The sequence below is a fragment of the Candidatus Pseudothioglobus sp. uisw_142 genome, assembly GCF_059512465.1.
The window spans coordinates 1,289,040-1,308,668 of sequence record NZ_CM183452.1 but is presented as its reverse complement, the minus strand read 5'-3'; the positions used below and the strand labels follow the sequence as shown (position 1 = coordinate 1,308,668).

Sequence of the window (19,629 nt, the reverse complement as noted above, 5' to 3'; positions counted from 1 at the left end):
ATTTTTTCCCATATCGTCTAATTTAAATAATTTTATAAAAAGCCAAAGGCAAAATATAAAATTGTTTGTAAAATATCAGTCTAATCACCATATTTTTTTTCAAATGAATTCTGTGGATTTTGTTCATCTTCAATGCCAAAGCGAATATTCTGTAAAGAATAGTTTAGTTCGCATATCAAATCTGATTGATAGTGTGAAAGTTTTAGGCATGAAAAGTGTCGCACTTACAGATGATATGAGTCTTTTTTCAGCAATTAAATTTTATCAAAAAGCTATCAATGCTGGAATAAAGCCAATCATTGGAGCAAAGATTTCATTGTCTTATGAAGAGGGTCATTATGATGTTCTTTTGCTTTGTCAGAATCATGAAGGATACTTGAACCTTTCTGAGCTTATTTCAAAAGCCTATTTGAATGAACAAGGCATTTCTATCGTAAGTATTACAGAAGAGCAACTGATAACTCATCAGAAAGGCTTGTTAATGATTTCTTCTCCTGCTTCTTCAGATATTTCAAAACACCTGTTATCTAATAATTTTGAGATTGCAAAAAAAACAGCTTTGAAGTGGAGGTCTATTTTTAAGGATCGCTACTATATGTCAGTTCAGAGAACTGAAAGACCCTCGGATGAAAACTTACTTAATCTAATTATTGATCTAGGTCTAGAAGTTGAGGTTCCGATTGTAGCGACTAACGATGTCCAGTTTATAGATAAGAACGACTTTGAAGCTCACGAGGCTAGGATTTGTATTGCGGAAGGTGAATTATTAGACGATGCAAGAAGATCTAAAAACTTTAGTAGTCACCAATATTTGAAAACTTCGGAAGAAATGATGTTGTTGTTTGAGGATTACCCTCAAGTTATAGAAAATAGTTCTGAAATAGCAAAGCGTTGTAATCTTCATTTTGAACTTTTTGAAAAGAACTATCTTCCACTTTTTCCAACACCAGAGGGTATGTCAATTGCTGATTTTTTTAGTCAAGAATCAAAAAAAGGTCTTGAAGTTAGACTTAAGGGACTTAAAGTAGAAAAAGAAATTTATATTGAAAGATTAAATTTTGAACTTTCTGTAATATTAGAAATGGACTTTCCAGGTTATTTTTTAATTGTTTCAGATTTCATCAGATGGGCAAAAGAAAATGGCATTCCTGTTGGCCCAGGGCGAGGCTCTGGAGCTGGATCTCTTGTTGCATGGGCTCTCTCTATTACAAATGTTGATCCAATTGAGCATGATCTTTTATTTGAGCGTTTTTTAAATCCTGAGCGGATTTCTATGCCAGATTTTGATATTGATTTTTGTACAGACAGGCGTGATGAAGTTATTGCGTATGTTGCTGAAAAATATGGATCTGAAAAAGTTTCTCAAATAATTACATATGGAACTATGGCTGCAAAAGGAGTTGTTAGGGATGTTGGAAGGGTCTTAGGCCATCCTTATGGATTTAGTGATCAAATATCAAAGATGATTCCAAATGAGTTAAAAATGACTTTGGATAAAGCTCTCGAGGATTCTGTTGAGCTAAAAGCTAGATATGATTCAGAAGAGAGTGTTTCAACACTGATAGACTTATCACAAGATCTTGAAGGAATCATTAGAAATGTTGGGACTCATGCTGGGGGCGTAGTTATTGCGCCAAGTAAGATTAGTGACTTCTGTCCAATCTATAAAGGCTCTGATGAGTCAGATGTTGTAGTCTCACAATTTGATAAAGATGATGTTGAGGCTGTAGGATTAGTTAAGTTTGACTTTCTAGGCCTATCAAATTTAACTGTTATGGATAAGGCTATAAAGATCATTGCCAATAAAGGCCTAAGTAAAGAATTAATTGATATTGATAAACTGAAACTGGATGATCCTAAAGTATTTAAGCTTCTTCAAGATTGTGATACAACAGGTGTCTTTCAGCTTGAGTCTGAAGGAATGCGGGGTTATTTAAAAAAACTTAAGGCTGACTGTTTTGAGGATATTGTAGCAATGTTAGCGTTATACAGACCTGGTCCTCTTGATGCGGGTATGGTTGATGATTATATTCAAGTTAAGCATGGCGCAAAGGTGAGATACCCACATCAAATGCTTGAAGAAATTCTAAAGCCAACTAATGGTGTATTTTTGTATCAAGAACAGGTTATGAAATCTGCTCAAATTATGGCTGGATACTCTTTGGGTGGTGCAGATATCTTACGACGTGCAATGGGTAAAAAGAAGGTTGAGGAGATGGCTCAGCAGCGTGAAGTATTTGTAAACGGTGCATCTAAGAAAAATATTGATGAGAAAAAGGCAAATGAAATATTTGATCTTATTGACAAGTTCTCTGGTTATGGGTTCAATAAATCTCATTCGGTAGCCTACGCCTATATTTCATATCAGACGGCTTGGCTAAAGGCTCACTTTCCAGCGCCATTTATGGCAGCTGTTTTGTCTGGCGTTATGGATGATACTGATCGAGTCGCTTTTACAGTTGGAGAGTCAAAGAAAAAAGGAGTTAAAATTATTTCTCCAGATATTAATCAGTCAGAGTATGAATTTAGCATTAATGATAATAAAACAATTGTATATGGCCTTGGAGCAATCAAAGGGGTTGGTGAGGCCCTTGTAAATGAAATTGTTTTTGAAAGAGAACAAAATGGTGACTATTTAGATATTTTTGATTTTTGCTTTCGAATAGAGAAAAAATATTTAAACCGCAGGGCTATTGAAGCGCTTATTTATGCTGGAGCTTTTGATATATTTGGTATTAAAAGAGCTACTTTAATATCAACTTATCCAAGTGCAGTCAGACAAGCAGAGCAAAGACAAAGTGATCTATCAAAAGGCCAAAGTGGTCTTTTTTCTGATGTTGATAGTCATATTGAGTATGAAAAGAAATACATAAAAGGTGATTTTTTATCTTTTAAAAATATTATGGTGCATGAAAAAAAGTCATGGGTTATTATTTAGATCGTCATCCTACTGACTGGTATAAAGCAGACTTAAAGTCAATTGTTTGCATGTTACCAAAAGACATTGCATTTAGAAATAATCGAGATGTAAGAATACTATCTCTTATATCTGACATTGTTTACAGAAATACAAGAAAAGGACAGATGGCTAGCATTACTATTGAAGATGCAGAAAGGAAGATAAATGCAGCCATTTTTTCTCAAAAATTAGCGCAGACTAGTGAGCAATTAGTTTTAGATGAGGTAGTTGTTATTTCTGGAAAAATTAATAAAGATTTTAGAGAGCAGTGGCAAGTTGTTGTAGATAGAATAGATTCAGTAGATAAAGTCCAATTAAAGTTTGCAAAATATTTAAAAATTCACCTGAGTCAAAAAAATAAAAATGACTATCTAGAGTTATGCAGTTTGCTAAAAGAATATCATGGATCTTGCCCAGTGATTATAGAGTATGAATCAGAACAATCTTCAGGAAGAATTCCATTATCAGAGGAGTTTGATGTGTCACTGGATCGAGAACTACTAGATTCAATTGAAGAAAAATTAGGGCATGGGAAATACAAGATTAACTATTAAAAGGAACTAGCAGACATAATAGTTTTAAACTCATAAGATGGCTCTTAAAGCCTAAAAATTAATCGAATTATTACTCAATTTAATACCAATTAAATACTGCGATATTGAGGGCAAAATTCAGTCAAAAAATAAAATATTGGTTACTTAGAATTTTTAATAAGATTGGATTGTAATACCCTCTAAGCCCCCATATTAAAGGGCTAAACTTCAAAAGTTATCCGCGACTCATTAATTTTCAGACTTTATAAATAAAGTTGAATTAGATTGATATTTAAAAAAAATATAACTTATTGATTTATATATAAAAATTAGATATGATTATTTATTAACCAAAACCGTAGAAATTACCAGTGTAGCGCTTAATTTGTCGCTTAAAATTAAGATATCACCAGAGTTATCCACAGTTTTGTGGGTAAGTCTATTAAGCCTTGATTTATAAGCATTTCTGAAGATTAGAAATAATAATTTGTGATTTTTTGAATTACTTTCTTTGCAATAATATGCTTACTATTTTTTTCTATTTTTTCACAATTTTCTTTAGTAATGAAGTGAACTTCATTTTCATCTGAATTAAGACCAATTTCACTCTGAGAAACGTCATTTAGTATGATAGCTTCACATTGCTTGCTTGCAAGTTTTGCTCTTGCATTATCTATAAAATTTTCAGTTTCAGCTGCAAATCCAATACAAATTGGTTTTTTGTTGATTTGGCATACACTGGCTAGAATATCTTTATTTTTGATAAGTTCGATAGTCAATGAGCTTTTATTCTTCTTAAGCTTGTTGTCGCTAATATGTTTTGATCTAAAATCTGCAACTGCAGCACAGCTTATAAACAAATCTTGAGACTCAATTCTTTGCATTACAGCCTTGTACATATCCTCAGCACTAACAATACGAATGACTTCAGCCCTTTTTTCAATATCTATAGAGATTGAGCCAATAATTAGAGTTGTCTTTGCACCTGCCTGAATGCATTCATGAGCAAGTGCCATTCCCATTTTTCCACTACTATGATTTGATATAAATCTGACAGGATCAATTGCCTCAATTGTGCCGCCTAAAGTGATTAATACTTTTTTTCCGCTGAGTGAGCTTGAGGTAAAAAGCTCTGCTGCTTGTTTTGCTATGTCTAATGGTTCAGCTAATCTTCCCTCACCAATATCCCCACAAGCCTGCTCTCCAAAGCCTGGTTCAATAATATCAATGTCTCGCTCTAGTAGAATTCCTAAATTATCTTTCATGGCTTTTGAGGCAAACATTTGCTGATTCATGGATGGTGCTAACATGACTTTGGCACTAGTCGCCAAGATAACAGTTGACAATAAATCATCTGCTCTACCATGACAGAGTTTTGCGATTGTATTAGCTGAGGCCGGAGCTATAATCACAATATCAGACCACTTTGCTAACTCGATGTGACCCATAGCAAGCTCAGCTTCTTTATCCCATAGGTTGCTATAAACTTTATTTTTTGATATTGTTTGAAGGGATCTCTCACTTACAAATTCTTTGCCCCCGTCTGTTACAATGACTCTCACCTCAGCACCTAAATCTTGAAGCCTACGAACAATGTCAGGCGATTTGTATGCAGCAATTGAGCCACATACTCCTAACAGAACGCGTTTGTTGGTCAAAGTATTCATAGAGGCACTGCTCTTATTTTGATGTCATCTGCAACTTGAGTAAGTTCAATGATCTTAAGGGAAATTTTCTCTGACATTTCCTTTAATGGAATTTGCATCATGGGCTGGGCATCACTTCCAAGGATTATAGGGGCTGTGTAGATAACAAATTCATCTATAAGATCTGCATCCATCATTGCGCCATTTAAGCCGCTTCCAGCTTCTAGCAGAATATTATTTATGCCGAGTGATCCAATCGTCACAAGTGCAGCTTCAAGATCAAGCTTACCATTTTCAAATATTTTTGTATTACTTTCATTGAGTATGAGAGTCTCTGAATCATTCGAAAATATGTTGAGAGACTTATCTGTAATTTGATTATTGCTGTCTATTACAACTCGAAGAGGATTTGAATTTAATTTCGGATTTCTTACTGTCAGCATAGGGTTATCATTTAAGATTGTTCCTGAGCCTGTCAGTATAGCTTGATTTTGGCTTCTCAGTTTTTGCACATCTTTCCTGGAAGCGTCAGAGGTAATCCATTGACTCTGACCATTTTTCATAGCTACTCTCCCATCCAGACTCATAGCAATTTTTGAAGTTACAAAGGGGAGCCCAGTCTTCATTCTTTTGAAGAAACCTCGATTCACCTCTAGAGCCGCATTCTCAAGTAAACCCACTTCTACTTCAATACCACTTTCTCTAAGAAGTCTTACTCCACTTCCAGAGACTTCTGGGTTAGAATCAAGCGTTGCTACAAATACTTTAGATACATTGGCATTTATAAGCGCCTTAACGCAAGGCGGCGTTTTACCTTGGTGAGAGCATGGCTCAAGGGTGACATAAACGTTGCAATCATGAGCCTTATGATTGATTTGATCTAGTGCATTAACTTCCGCATGACTCTGACCATGCTGCCGATGATAGTCTTGAGCAATAATATTATCATCTCGAGTAATGACACAACCAACCATAGGGTTCGCTCCCACACTTCCTCGACCAAGCTTGGAAAGTTTGAGTGCAAGAGCCATACATTCTGTATCTTGTTGAGTGAAAGCCATTATAATAATTACATATAAATTTATTAACATTTTACGCGGGAGAGCGGAGTGGATGAACAGAAAAAACAAGCACTAAAAGTTGCCCTTGGGCAAATCGAAAAACAGTTCGGTAAGGGCTCGGTTATGTTTCTTGGTGATGAGGAGGCTAGAACTGATATTGAGGCTGTATCAACTGGAAGTTTAAGCCTTGATATAGCGCTTGGAATCGGTGGCCTCCCTAGAGGCCGGGTTGTAGAGATTTATGGTCCAGAGTCGTCCGGAAAAACAACAATGACATTACATGTTATTGCAGAAATGCAAAAACTGGGTGGAACAGCAGCATTTATTGATGCAGAGCATGCTTTAGACCCTTCATATGCGAGGAAACTGGGTGTTAATACTGATGATCTTCTCATTTCTCAGCCTGATACTGGGGAGCAGGCTCTAGAAATTACGGACATGCTTGTCAGGTCAGGTAGTGTAGACATTGTGGTTGTTGATTCAGTTGCCGCATTGACGCCTAAGGCTGAAATTGAGGGTGAAATGGGAGCCTCTCATATGGGTTTACAAGCAAGGTTGATGTCACAGGCATTAAGAAAACTGACGTCAAACATTAAAAGAACTAACACGATGGTGATCTTTATTAATCAGCTTCGCATGAAAATTGGTGTCATGTTTGGCAATCCTGAGACCACTACTGGTGGAAACGCGCTCAAGTTTTACGCTTCAGTGAGGTTAGATATTCGAAGAATTGGAGCCATAAAGAAAGGTGACGAAATCCTTGGTAATGAAACCCGAGTCAAGGTTCTCAAAAATAAAGTTGCTCCTCCTTTTAAGAAGGCAGAATTTCAAATTTTATATAATCAAGGAATATCTCGAGAAAGTGAGATTATTGATTTAGGAGTAGAGCTTGGATTTGTTGAGAAAGCAGGTGCGTGGTATAGCGTCGATGGTGAGAGAATTGGCCAGGGTAAAGACAATGCGCGTGAGTACCTCAAAGAACACACAGATATGAGTCAAGGGCTTGAAATAAAAATTCGTGAAAAATTGATGAGTAGCGATCATGACGACTCCGAATCATCAGATTAGATGCTACTCTGCTGCATTAAAAATGTTGATGAGGCGTGAGCACTCTAAATTAGAATTATTTAATAAACTTCAACTTAAGGGCTATGATGATGAAATCATTGATAGTGCTATTACTCAATTAGTTGAACAAAATTACCAAAGTGATGAACGTTTTGCTGAAGCTTTTATTCTAATGCGCTTTAATCAGGGCAAGGGGCCAGTCAGAATTGTCTCAGAGTTAAAATTAAGGGGCATCAGTAGTTTTAATCTATCTGATTTTGATTGGTTTAAATCTGCTAAAGAGATAAGGAAAAAAAAATTTGGAGATATCGTCTCGTCAGACTTTAAAGAGCAGGCAAAACAAAAGCGATTTCTGCAATCAAGAGGTTTTAACCTCGACCAAATAAATCAATCATTTTAAAAATCTAATAATTTACTTGTTCTATCAATGAAATTTGAACTCATAAATACAAACGACAAGGCGCGCCTTGGAAGGCTTACTTTTGATCGAGGTGAAGTCAATACCCCTGCTTTCATGCCCGTTGGCACTTATGGAGCAGTTAAGGCGATGACAGTTGATGAGGTGAGGGGACTAGGCGCTGAAATTATATTAGGTAATACTTTTCATTTATCTATTACCCCTTCAACAGAGGTCATCGAGGCTCACGGAGACCTCCATGATTTTATGAATTGGCAAGGTCCAATATTAACTGATTCAGGCGGTTTTCAGGTTTTTAGTTTAGGGAAAATGCGAAAAATAACTGAAGAGGGTGTTGCATTTAGATCACCTAAAGATGGGTCATCAATTTTTATGGGGCCAGAAGAGTCAATGCAAATTCAGCATAAGCTTGGCTCAGATATTGTCATGATATTTGATGACTGTACTGCTTATCCAGCAGAGAAAAATGTTGTTGATCAGTCTATGCAGCTCTCTTTAAGATGGGCAAAGCGCTCTTTGACCGAACACAAAAGATTAAATAATAAAAATGCTCTTTTTGGTATTGTCCAAGGTGGAATGCATAAAGAGCTTCGTATTCATTCTGCAGAGTCTTTAATTGAAATGGACTTTAATGGTTACGCCATAGGTGGTCTTTCTGTTGGAGAGCCCAAGGAAGAAATGATGGAAGTTCTGAGTTATCTGCCAGATCATATGCCTCAAGATAAACCTAGATATCTAATGGGGGTTGGCACCCCACTAGACCTAGTAGAAGGAGTAGCATCAGGTGTGGACATGTTTGACTGCGTCATGCCATCTCGCAACGCAAGAAATGGTTACCTTTTTACCTCTGAGGGCGTAGTAAAAATTCGTAATGCAAAATACAAAAAAGATACTGGCCCACTAGATCCAAATTGCGGTTGTTCGACTTGTAGTAATTACTCTAGGTCATATCTTCATCACCTTCAAAAAACTAATGAAATTTTGGGCTCCCGCCTTAATACACTTCACAACCTTTTTTATTATCAAGAATTAATGCAATCCATGAGGAGTGCAATTCAAAAAAATACATTCTCTACTTTTAGGAAAAGTTACTTAGCCTCTCAAGAAAATTAACTAGCTTGCTACAGTTTTTCAGAGTCAACAGGATTCTTTATAAAGTATTCATCTAGAAGCGCTCTAGCTAATGGCGCAGCTTTTGAGCTTCCACTGCCAGCATTTTCAACAATAATTGCTATCGCCACTTTTGGATTTTCTATTGGTGCATAGCCAGTAAATAGAGCATGATCTCTTAACTTTTCATCAATATTAGCGGCAATATATTTTTCCTCAGGGTCTAGACCAAAGACTTGTGCTGTTCCTGTTTTTCCAGCTAGGGTGTAGCTTAGTTTATTGTTTAATCTCTTTGCTGTTCCTAGTTTGCCATAAACAGTCTGTCTCATAGCCTTTTCAATTAAATCCCAGTTGCTAATATCTTTAATCGGTATCTGTTTTGATTGGACCTGTGATTCAAGGTAAGTCTCTCCATTTTTGGATTGAGTATGCCTGAGAACTCTTGGTGTATAAAGCTGACCCTTGTTTGCTATTGCACCTGTTGCCAAGGCTAACTGCATTGGACTAGCAGTCATAAACCCTTGACCTATTCCGGTGATTAGGGTCTCACCCCTATACCAGGGCTCATCTTTGTTTAATTTTTTCCAGTCTCTTGATGGCAGAATGCCCCCTAACTCACCTGGAATATCAATACCTGTTTTCTTGCCGAATTGGAAGAGAGAAAGGCTCTCATGAATTTGGTCAATTCCCATTTTATAAGCTAAGTCATAAAAAAAGACATCACAAGATTGAGCAATTGCCTCAATAGTGTCAACACTGCCATGACCAGTTCGCTTCCAATCATTAAACTTTCTAGAATAATTGGAGAGCTTATAAAAACCTGGACAAAAAGTTGTATGCTTTATGGTTATATTTTTTTGTTCAAGTCCTGCAAGCGCTACCATTGGTTTAATGGTTGATCCAGGTGGATATAGTCCCTTAGTGCTCCTATCAAAAAGAGGTAGATCTTCATTGTTTTTAAGCTCATCATACTGCTTAACTGATATTCCATCAACAAACCAATTAGGATCAAAAGAGGGAGTGCTAACTAAGCTAATAACTGAGCCATCTGTAACATCAATAAGCGCCATAACACCTCTAGTGTCGCCTAAAAGGGATTCTGCTTTTATTTGCAAATCAATATCAATATTGAGATAGATATCTTGACCAGGGATAGAGGGATCAATGACTTTTGAGTCTACAACTCTTCCTGCAACATTTCTTTCAATCTGTTTAATGCCTGACCGCCCATGAAGTAAGTTTTCATATTGCCTTTCAATGCCAATTTTTCCTACAAAACTTGTGCCAGCATAATTTTTCTTGTCATATTTACTTTTATCCTCCTTGCTCATAGCAGCAACGTAACCAATCAGGTGAGAGCTAGAGGCGCCATAGGGATAAACGCGATGAAAGTAGGGCTCAATTTCAACACCTGGCATTTGATTATTAACCAGAAATGATGAGGCTAAAGACTCAGGAAGATTGAATTTGATTGGAATGTTATGAAATTTTTTAAAGCGATTTAAGTTTTTATTAAACTTTTCAATATCAATTGTATTAATGTAATCATTGATTTCTAGCTCAACAAGAGTGTCATTTAAATTAGTGACTTTCTCAGGTGTTATAGTCAATCTATAACCAAATTGATTCGTCGCTAAAATCTTTCCATTACGATCTAATATATCACCCCTTATAGGCGTAATAGGAAGATTTTGCATTTGGTTTCCGAGTGCTTCTGCAACATAAAAATCATGCTTTGTTATTTGAAGATTAAAGAGCCTCAGTGTCAAAATTAAAGTCATTGAAAGCATAATGAGTACAGAGAAAATAACTCTAGATCTGAATACTTTTTTTTCGCGCTTTAAATTCCCAATTTTATCCATAGAAAATACTCAATTATTGCTTTAGTTTTGCTAACAAAAAGCGAACAACTGGCCACAGTAAGGCGCCTGTAAATGGTACAAATAAGATGAGCCATTGGATTTGAAGACCTTTAACGATTAGATGTGTCATTAAAAATAATACGAGATAAATGAGTGAAGCAATGAATACATAGACCTGCTGGGTTGTAAGGTTTGATACAAAAAAAGATTTCTTTACACTTAATATGAATGCAGAACTAACGATAAGTGCAAGTGCATTCTGTCCCAAGATAGCTCCTTGGAGGACATCTAAGAGTAATCCAAGAATCAGCGCCGCACTGAAAATTCCATTACTATCAGAGTAAATCAGCCAGTAAATAAAAAATAGTAATAGCCAAAATGGTGAAACCAATTCAAGGATATTAGGCAGAGATATGGATCCTAAAATAAAAGCCAGAATCGTTACTTTTAGCAAGAGAAGGAGCTGCGTTTGATTAATCATTTTTCTCCTTAACGATAAGAACTAATTCTAATTGATTCATATTTTGAGTGGGATCAATAGAAATCCTCATAAACGATGAGTTAGGAGATTCATCAACCGATTTCACTCTCCCAACGAAATAGCCAGACGGATAAGAATTTCCAATACCACTGGTTACAAATACATCCCCTATCTTAATATCAGACTCTAGAGGAATAAATTCAACAATCATTCCCTTTTCATTTGAGGCCAAACCTTTCGTGATACCTCGCACGCCTGTTCTTGAGCTTTTTACAGGCATATGAAGGGTTGGGTCAGATAAGAGTTTTACGGTTGCAAATAACGGCGTAACATCTGTAACCTGACCGACTACTCCATCAGAGCCGATAACCAGGTCTGAGAGAGTAACGGCATCATTGAGGCCTTTATTGACGATGATTTGCTTTGAGAGTCTTGACTGAGTGATTGATTTAATTCTTGCTAGCATGACATTATGATCAGGAATGAAGTAGCTTGATTCAAGAAGTTTAGATATTTTTTGATTTTCTAAAGCTAAATTATTGTAGGTCTGAAGCTTAGCTTTAAGTTCAATTAGTTGCCCTTCAAGATAGTCATTTTGGGAGACAAGCAATTCATTTTCTGACCCTTTGTCATTGACCCAATCAATGACATGACCGGGTAAGTCAACAATGACATAAATTGGACTGAGAAGTGTAAGTGTAAAACGCTTAACGTTGTCTAGATATGAGAATCTAGCATCCAGAAAGATGAGAATTATAGAGATTAATACAGGGACAAAAAGTTTTAAAAGTCGCATTATTAAGATCTCGACTTATCTTGAATCACTCTGCTGCCAAGAACCCCATATCATGTTGGTTAATCATTTCTAGGGCTATTCCACCGCCTCTAGCAACACAAGTGAGAGGATCATCTGCAATAGTGACTGGTAAATTTGTTTGACTGTGAATGAGTTTATCGAGTCCTTCAAGAAGGGCACCGCCTCCCGTAATAACTAATCCATTTTGAGCAATATCAGATGATAATTCAGGTGGAGTTTGTTCTAGCGCTGTCCTTAAAGCTGCAATAATCATCCCCAAAGGCTCACTAAGAGCCTCTAAGATTTCAGAGTTTGTGACTTCAAAACTAACTGGGAGTCCAGTTGAAACAGCGCGTCCTCTAAATTCGTTTTTTCTAATAATTTTTGATTCAAAGGCGCTTCCAACCTCTTCTTTAATCTGCTCAGCTGTAGCCTCACCAATAATAATTCCATGAACCCTTCTTACAAACTTTACAATGGTATCGTCAAAAACGTCCCCACCAACCCTGAGTGAGTCAGAATATACAATTCCATTGAGTGAAAGGATAGCAATCTCCGAGGTTCCGCCTCCAATATCTAAAACCATTGCGCCAGATGCCTCTTCAATGGCCATGCCAGCACCCAATGCTGCAGCCATAGGCTCTTCAATTAGATAGACGTCTCTTGCACCTGCACCTACAGCACTTTCTTTAATGGCGCGTCTTTCAACTTGCGTAGCACCGCAAGGAACACAAATCAGAACTTTAGGGCTAGGAGAGAAAAAACCTGACTTTAAAACCTTTTTCATGAAGAATTGAAGCATTTTTTCAGTTACCTTAAAGTCAGCAATCACGCCATCCTTCATGGGTCTAATTGCTTCAATAGCGCCGGGTGTTCTTCCAAGCATATTTTTTGCTTCCTGTCCTACAGCTATTACAGACGACTCTGAGGCCCCTTTTTCATGCCTTAGGGCTACAACAGAAGGCTCATTTAGGACGACTTTTCCATCCATATAAATTAGAGTGTTAGCTGTACCAAGGTCAACAGAAAGATTTTGGCCTGTGAATAAATTGAACATAAGGGGTCCCTAGCAAAAAATATAAAAATGATTAGAGGTTATAATATAACCTGATTGCCCTCTTTAGACAATACCAAAGCCTAAATAAATATGATTATAAAACAAGAGCATTTAATAGAAAGTATCCATTCTGCACTGCAGTATATCTCGTATTATCACTCACCTGATTTTATTAATGCAATGGTATCAGCTTATGAAAGAGAAACGAATCAGAGTGCTAAAAATGCAATAGAACAAATTTTGATTAATTCTAAAATGTGTGCGCTTGGGAAAAGGCCGATTTGCCAAGATACTGGAATTGTAAATGTAATTTTAGAGGTTGGGATGAACGTTCAGTGGGAGTCAGAATTGTCTTTAGAAGATATGATTAATGAGGGCGTAAGAAGAGCATATAACGAGCCTGATAATCGCTTAAGAGCATCAATTGTAAGTGATCCATTATTCAGCAGACAGAATACCCAAGATAACTCGCCAGCTGTTATTCATACCAAAATAGTTAAGGGTGATACATTAGATATTACAGTCGCTGCAAAGGGAGGAGGGTCTGAAAATAAGTCAAAGTTTACGGTGCTTAATCCTGATGATAGTCTGACTGACTGGGTCCTTAAAACGATCCCAACAATGGGCGCTGGCTGGTGTCCACCAGGTATGATTGGGATTGGTGCTGGAGGTACAGCTGAGAAAGCCATGCTGATGGCTAAATCATCCCTAATGGAGCCCATCGATATTAATAGCATCAAAATGAAAGCTAATCCAAGTGATATTGAAAAGTTAAGAATTGATTTATTTGATCAGATCAATGGGCTTGGTATTGGCGCTCAAGGTTTGGGAGGCCTGACTACAGTCCTTGATGTCAAAATAAATGACTACCCAACTCATGCTGCTTCGCTTCCAGTGGCTATGATTCCAAACTGCGCTTCGACGAGACATGTCCACTTTTCACTCGATGGAACCGGTGTTGCTGAGTTGCCTGAGGTTGATTTAAGTCTTTATCCTGACTTAGAGATGGACGTTTCAAAATATACAAAGGTTGACCTAAATAGTCTGACTCAATCACAGATGAATGAATGGAATATAGGCGACACTTTGCTTCTAACCGGAACCATTATTACTGGAAGAGATGCGGCGCATAAAAGACTGAAGACAATGATTGAGAATGGAGAGGGATTGCCAGAGGGTGTAAATTTTGATAACAAGTTTATTTATTATGTGGGTCCTGTGGATGCTGTTCGTGATGAAGTGATTGGTCCTGCAGGCCCAACAACCGCTACTAGAATGGATAAATTTACCGATTTGATGCTTGAAAACACAAAAATTCTTGGGATGATTGGTAAGGCTGAGCGAGGCGATGCAACAGTTGCAAGTATAAAAAAACACAAAGCGAGTTATTTAATTGCTGTAGGCGGCGCTGCTTATTTAATTTCTAAATCAATTAAAAAGGCTAAGGTTGTGGCATTTGAAGAAATGGGCATGGAGGCGATCTATGAAATGGAAGTTAAAGATATGCCTGTAACCGTTGCAGTTGATACTGATGGTGAAAATATTCATAAATCCCAATATAGTATTCCTGTGTCATTCAAGAGCTAGAATAGCTTTTGATTCTGCATCATCGGGCTGTATTTAAATACTCTATTCATAGCGTATAATTTTCCCTGAAGTTGGCCGGATAGTCGCTGGATGCTATTGCATTGAGAGGAAAGTCCGGGCTCCATAGAGCAAAGTGCTAGTTAACGGCTAGGCGCAGTGATGCGACGGAAAGTGCAGCAGAAAATAAACCGCCTACTTAGGTAGGTAAGGGTGAAATGGTGTGGTAAGAGCACACCGCAAACTTAGTGATAAGTTTGGCATGGTAAACCCCACTTGGAGCAAGCTCAAATAGGGAGGCATTGGCGCTGCTCGCGTTGTCTTCGGGTAGAGTGCTCAAGATTCTTGGTAACAAGTTTCGTAGATGAATGACTATCATGGCTTCGGTCATACAGAACCCGGCTTATAGGCCAACTTCAACTTATGGATTTATTCTGTTAATCAATATATAAAGTGCCAATTACAGCTCATTTATTCTATAACTTGAGCCAAAAATACAGCTTAATTAGATATAATCTCTTTAATCTATAAAGTTAAAGAATTCCAATTATGAAAAATAAATTATCAAAAGTTTTTGTGCTTTTTGTTTTTGCTTGTGGTGTTCATGCAGATGACTCAGAAGCTATTAAGCAAGGTTTACTTTCAAGCATGACCTCTGGAATAGCATCTAGTATTGAGAGTGTGATTGGTGGTGAAGGTGATACTGAAGTTCAATTTAGTATGAAAGAAAGCAATAAGCCTGAATTTTCAATTATGACTGTTCGTCCAATATCCATCCATCCAGGAAAGGATGCCTGGTTTGTGCAGCTTCAACTAAGTAATACTCAAATTAGAAGTAATAGCAGGCTGACAACTAATATTGGTTTAGGTTACAGGACATTATCTGATAATAAAAAATCTATGATTGGTGGAAACGTTTTTGTTGATTATGATGCAAAGGGTAATTCAAGATACAGCCTTGGCTTTGAATTTAGAACGGCAGTCTTTGATGTCTTAATTAACCACTATGAGGCAATCTCTGGCCAAAAGACGGTGGGTGACTTTAAAGAAAGAGCGCTCAATGGAAATGACATGAGCATTAATGGTCAGATCCCCTATCTGCCTTGGGCAAAAATTAATCTCATGCACTATGAATGGAAGAAGGTCAATAATTCAAAAAACTCAAAGGGTGACAAGCTAAGCTTTGACTTACTTTTGACTCCTAATGTCATTATGGAGTTTGGTGTTGATGACAACAACATTCAAAAGAAGGACAACTTTGCTAAAATAACAATTGTCTTTCCTCCAAGAAAAGGACCATCTGCATCAACAGACTTTATATCAGATGAAGCATTCCCAGATGGTGATATGAGCTCACAGCTTTTATCTAAAGTTAAACGATCTAATAAAATTACGCTCGAGTCTGAGGGCGTTGGTGTAACTATTTCGAGGCTTGACTAATGAATAAATTATTTTTACTATTTGCTCTATTACTGAGCTCAATTTCTTTGCAAGCTAGTGCTGCAGCGTGTGCTGTTGCTCAAGATGGTGACTGCGCCCAACCTGATGAATACATAGTGACGCTTAAAAAATTAGAGCTTTGTACTGCCTCACCTGCATCACTGGTTAATACAACCGCAGCTTTGAGCTCTTATGATGTTACTTGTACTGGTTCCGTTACTGTAGGTACTGGAAGCCTGACCTTTGACATAACCTCAGTGTCAGCTGGACAACAGATTGCTACTTTTGCCTCTACAACGGGCCTGCCTATTGGTACAACATTTACCCACATCAAACCGACACTTTCAAGAGAAATAAAGATGAGAGGTTCAGTAACTATTGCTGCCGGGTCCGCCTATAAAGGAATTTGTAGTACAGACTCTGCTGCCACTGCTGGTAGCGGCAATAAATACGAAAGACAGTTAGCTGGCAAGACATCTGGGACTGCAACTTTGCAAACTTTTTATATTGGCACAGACGCTGGAGCTGCACCCGATAGGGGCACGACTAGTCAAAATGCTGTAAGCGCACATCCATATAGGTTTTGTACTGCTCAGAACTGTTCGACCTCAATTGGAAGTGGAGAAGGTGGTGCTAACGATTCTTCAAATAAATGGCTACCCTTTGATTCCCTTTATGGAATTGCAATTGAAGATGTTGCCTCTACAGATACCGACTTTAGCTTGATATACCCTCTTTCAGAGCCCTATACAGTAGGACCTACAGCGCCAAAAATTGATATTGCTTTTGGATCCTCCGGCTCTTTAAGTGCTCAGGGTACCGGGGCGGCAACGTGTGCTATGACTCCATACTATGTGAAATCCAAGTTTACTATTACTGATTAGACTTTGACTTCATCGGGGAAATTATGAATAGATTTCCTGTACTGTTTTTAATAGTATCGAGCGTAATTTCTTTTCAAGTTAAAGCTGCAGGGTGTATTGATGATGCCGTGGGATTTTGTGCTCGACCTGATTCTTATATATTAACTCTGAAAAAGCTGGAGCTTTGTACCGGAGCTCCAAATACATCTGTGTACGATGTTACTTGTAACGATGCAGTTACAGTAGGAACAGGTTCATTGGAGTTTGACGTTACTTCAGTACTCCCTGCAGAGGCTATTGCAACTTTCGCTTCAACTAGAGGTCTTCCAATAGGAACTACCTTTACTCATATTAAGCCAACACTTTCAAGAGAAATCAAGCTTAAAGGATCAGTCCCTGTGTCTAGTGGGGGGGTCACTTATACTTGTCATACTGATTCTAATGCAGGCCTTAACGGTGCTAGTAAGTATGAAAGAGTGCCTGCTGGCAAAATGACTGGCAGTCCAACTCTAGCTTCATATTATTTTTCTACAAGTAGCGGTGGTCTTAGTCAAAATGCAGCAAATTTATTTAAACTATGTTTAAGTACTGATTGTACTTCTACCTATACCTGGTCAACCTATAACGTTGCTCTGCCTGTCACTGAAGAAGGTTTTTTTGGAATAAGCGTTGAAGATGTAACCAGTTCAGATGAAGAATTTTCAATTATATATGCATTAAGCAAACCATATACGGTCTCTGAAGTAGCGCCAAAAATAAATATGGCATTCGGCACAAGTATGTCTCTCAACGCTATTGATTATAATAATGGAGCAAGTTGTGCGATTACCCCATACCATGTAAAAGTTCAAATTACTATTACAGACTAGAATTTATTATGAAACATAAAATTTCGAAAATTACTCTACTTTTATTGTGTTCTTTTGGTGTTATTGCTGAAGATTCTTCTGATCAAAGCGTTAATGAGCTCTCATTCGGCATTACAGTTTCTGCTAATGGCTCCCTCACCTCTGCAAGCGGTATGCATACTGCTCTTCCAGGCAACCTGGGTACAAACGTTAAAAAAGGCACGCTCAACAATAACACTATAACTAATAAAGACTATGCTATGAGTGTTGATTACTATAGAAAAATTAACGACAACATTTACTTTAATGCTGGAATTACTGAAAGCATCATGAACACTAAAGATACGGCAGCTACTTTTGAGGGTGGATATGTTGTTACGCCTTTTCCAACATTCACAACAAAGGGTACCACTCTTAATTTAGGTCCAAGCTATAGGTTTGATACTTCGTCAAGCTTTACCCCTTATATAGGTTTAAATGTTTCATATTTTTCTGGAAAAGTAACGAATACTAATTACCCAACTGTTTCTGGAGTTGGTACCTATGGTGTGGGTGGTCCAGAGACAAAGGCTACCTGTTGGGGTCTGAATCCTAATCTGGGTATATATGCTAATTCAGGGCTATTAAAGGGTTTTGGAGTTTCAGCCAAGTCTCAAAATCTTGATTGTGACGGTGATTCTTTTCGGAGTTTTACTCAAGGCTACAAGACAGAGTTTAAAAATATCCTCTATTCAATAGACTATCGAGTCTTCTTTTAAATCTTTTGTAAAATTTATTTCTTAAGGTTATACTGTGATTTTTTATAGAAACTTTAATCATAATGACGTATGTATATTTGGCACTTGCTATTGCAGCTGAGGTTGCTGGAACAACTCTTTTAAAGGCTACAGAAGAGTTTACGAAACTCATACCAACTACGTTCTTGGTTATTTTTTACCTAATCTCTTTTTGGTTGATGACTCTTGCACTTAGGGAGTTACCATTGGGCGTTGTTTATGCTGTTTGGTCTGGACTTGGAATTGTTTTAGTAGCTTGTTCTGGGGCAATTATTTATAAAGAGATGCCAGATTTGGCCTCCATTATTGGTATGTTGTTAATTATTTCAGGTGTAGTAGTGATGCACCTATTCTCAACATCAATCAAACATTAATTTATTATGACAATAGAATCAAAAAAATATCAGATATCCGATGCTTTGAGTGAGAGGAGGGATAGGCCATCAGTAGGTCTGATAGTCTTGAATACTGACTTCACCTTTGAGCGTGATTTTGTAAGAATGTACACCGAGCAAAAGCCGGACTATGACTTCTATTTTAATAGGATTTATTTCGCAAACCCAATGACCCCAGAGTCCTTAGCTGCAATTGGCGATGATTTGACTGAAGCAGCTGCCCTTATACTTCCCAATTATGACCTTGATTTAGTTGTATTTAATTGTACTTCATCTTCATCCATTGTCGGTGATGAAGCAATAGAGCTTGCAATTCAAGAGAGCAAGCCAACTGCAAAAGTTTTATCTACCTCTCAAGCAGTTGTTGCCAATTTTAAGGCGCGAGGTTTTAAAAAAATCAGTGTATTAACGCCTTATAGCGAAGAGGTCTCCTCTCTTTTAAGAGGTTATCTAGAGCGTAATGGAGTTGAAATGGTATCCTCAATGCATATGGATATGGATGATGACAGGGATGTCGCTATGCTTCCGGCTGATGAAATTATTAAAGCAGCTAAAGCTGCAATACATAATGATGCTGACGCCATTTTTATATCGTGCACAGCAATGAGATCGGCAGAAATCATCCCAGAGATTGAGGCTGCAATTGGTAAGCCTGTATTTACATCTAACCAAGCTACTTTTGATCAAATTTCTAATATGATTGAGAATCTTCATACCTAAAAGTAGTTCCAT

Annotated in this window: 16 protein-coding genes, 1 other RNA gene and 1 pseudogene; 12 read left to right on the top strand and 6 right to left on the bottom strand. The window is 37.5% G+C overall.

Features of this window, described 5'->3' with window-relative positions:
- The first annotated feature begins 103 nt into the window (after window positions 1-103).
- Window positions 104-3,513: pseudogene (dnaE, locus tag AC5YGB_RS06705) on the top strand (DNA polymerase III subunit alpha).
- 452 nt (window positions 3,514-3,965) lie between these two features.
- Here dnaE and coaBC read toward each other — a convergent pair.
- Window positions 3,966-5,159 carry a bifunctional phosphopantothenoylcysteine decarboxylase/phosphopantothenate--cysteine ligase CoaBC gene (gene coaBC, locus AC5YGB_RS06700; protein WP_496137063.1) on the bottom strand — a complete coding sequence of 398 codons (1,194 nt, stop codon included), beginning with the start codon at window positions 5,157-5,159 and terminating at the stop codon, window positions 3,966-3,968.
- Entirely contained in the window at window positions 5,156-6,199 is a 1,044-nt protein-coding gene (gene ribD / locus AC5YGB_RS06695) for a bifunctional diaminohydroxyphosphoribosylaminopyrimidine deaminase/5-amino-6-(5-phosphoribosylamino)uracil reductase RibD (protein ID WP_496137062.1), read from the bottom strand. Before ribD ends, coaBC begins: the two co-directional genes overlap by 4 nt.
- A gap of 48 nt (window positions 6,200-6,247) precedes the next feature.
- Between ribD and recA the strand changes: the two genes are divergently transcribed.
- The 3 genes from recA to tgt are packed head-to-tail and all read left to right on the top strand — an operon-like array spanning window position 6,248 to window position 8,798.
- Entirely contained in the window at window positions 6,248-7,267 is a 1,020-nt protein-coding gene (recA, locus tag AC5YGB_RS06690; RefSeq protein ID WP_053819748.1) for a recombinase RecA, read from the top strand.
- On the top strand, window positions 7,242-7,667 hold the full coding sequence (locus tag AC5YGB_RS06685; protein WP_496137061.1) for a RecX family transcriptional regulator: 426 nt from the start codon (window positions 7,242-7,244) through the stop codon (window positions 7,665-7,667). Before recA ends, AC5YGB_RS06685 begins: the two co-directional genes overlap by 26 nt.
- A 27-nt stretch (window positions 7,668-7,694) precedes the next feature.
- Entirely contained in the window at window positions 7,695-8,798 is a 1,104-nt protein-coding gene (tgt, locus tag AC5YGB_RS06680) for a tRNA guanosine(34) transglycosylase Tgt (protein WP_496137060.1), read from the top strand.
- An 8-nt stretch (window positions 8,799-8,806) separates the two neighbouring features.
- On the opposite strand, the gene mrdA is transcribed toward tgt, so the two are convergent.
- Genes mrdA through AC5YGB_RS06660 form a run of 4 tightly spaced genes read right to left on the bottom strand, consistent with a single transcriptional unit; the run spans window position 8,807 to window position 12,991 of the window.
- Window positions 8,807-10,657 carry a penicillin-binding protein 2 gene (gene mrdA, locus AC5YGB_RS06675; protein ID WP_496137059.1) on the bottom strand — a complete coding sequence of 617 codons (1,851 nt, stop codon included), beginning with the start codon at window positions 10,655-10,657 and terminating at the stop codon, window positions 8,807-8,809.
- 13 nt (window positions 10,658-10,670) lie between these two features.
- A complete protein-coding gene (gene mreD / locus AC5YGB_RS06670) occupies window positions 10,671-11,138 on the bottom strand; it encodes a rod shape-determining protein MreD (RefSeq protein ID WP_496137058.1) in 468 nt (155 codons plus the stop codon).
- On the bottom strand, window positions 11,131-11,934 hold the full coding sequence (gene mreC / locus AC5YGB_RS06665; RefSeq protein WP_496137057.1) for a rod shape-determining protein MreC: 804 nt from the start codon (window positions 11,932-11,934) through the stop codon (window positions 11,131-11,133). Before mreC ends, mreD begins: the two co-directional genes overlap by 8 nt.
- Before the next feature lie 25 nt (window positions 11,935-11,959).
- Window positions 11,960-12,991, bottom strand: coding sequence for a rod shape-determining protein (locus AC5YGB_RS06660; protein WP_020024554.1), 1,032 nt, complete (start codon window positions 12,989-12,991; stop codon window positions 11,960-11,962).
- 90 nt (window positions 12,992-13,081) lie between these two features.
- Here AC5YGB_RS06660 and AC5YGB_RS06655 point away from each other — a divergent pair, with 90 nt between their 5' ends.
- From AC5YGB_RS06655 to AC5YGB_RS06620, 8 genes are all read left to right on the top strand, one after another.
- On the top strand, window positions 13,082-14,578 hold the full coding sequence (locus AC5YGB_RS06655; protein ID WP_496137056.1) for a FumA C-terminus/TtdB family hydratase beta subunit: 1,497 nt from the start codon (window positions 13,082-13,084) through the stop codon (window positions 14,576-14,578).
- Between the two features lie 67 nt (window positions 14,579-14,645).
- Window positions 14,646-14,997, top strand: an RNA gene (gene rnpB, locus AC5YGB_RS06650) — RNase P RNA component class A.
- A gap of 127 nt (window positions 14,998-15,124) precedes the next feature.
- Window positions 15,125-16,015: an inverse autotransporter beta domain-containing protein gene (locus tag AC5YGB_RS06645; protein WP_496137055.1), complete on the top strand. Its 891-nt coding sequence runs from the start codon at window positions 15,125-15,127 to the stop codon at window positions 16,013-16,015.
- Window positions 16,015-16,899 (top strand): hypothetical protein, encoded by an 885-nt coding sequence (locus AC5YGB_RS06640; RefSeq protein WP_496137054.1) that lies wholly within the window; start codon window positions 16,015-16,017, stop codon window positions 16,897-16,899. The genes AC5YGB_RS06645 and AC5YGB_RS06640 overlap by 1 nt, the downstream gene beginning before the upstream one ends.
- 23 nt (window positions 16,900-16,922) lie before the next feature.
- Complete coding sequence (locus tag AC5YGB_RS06635) at window positions 16,923-17,747, top strand: hypothetical protein (protein ID WP_496137053.1); 825 nt, start codon at window positions 16,923-16,925, stop codon at window positions 17,745-17,747.
- Window positions 17,748-17,755: 8 nt separating this feature from the next.
- Window positions 17,756-18,484 (top strand): opacity family porin, encoded by a 729-nt coding sequence (locus AC5YGB_RS06630; protein WP_496137052.1) that lies wholly within the window; start codon window positions 17,756-17,758, stop codon window positions 18,482-18,484.
- Window positions 18,485-18,546: 62 nt separating this feature from the next.
- Entirely contained in the window at window positions 18,547-18,876 is a 330-nt protein-coding gene (locus AC5YGB_RS06625) for a DMT family transporter (protein ID WP_020026133.1), read from the top strand.
- A gap of 6 nt (window positions 18,877-18,882) precedes the next feature.
- A complete protein-coding gene (locus tag AC5YGB_RS06620; RefSeq protein ID WP_053819757.1) occupies window positions 18,883-19,617 on the top strand; it encodes a maleate cis-trans isomerase family protein in 735 nt (244 codons plus the stop codon).
- Window positions 19,618-19,629 lie beyond the last annotated feature (12 nt).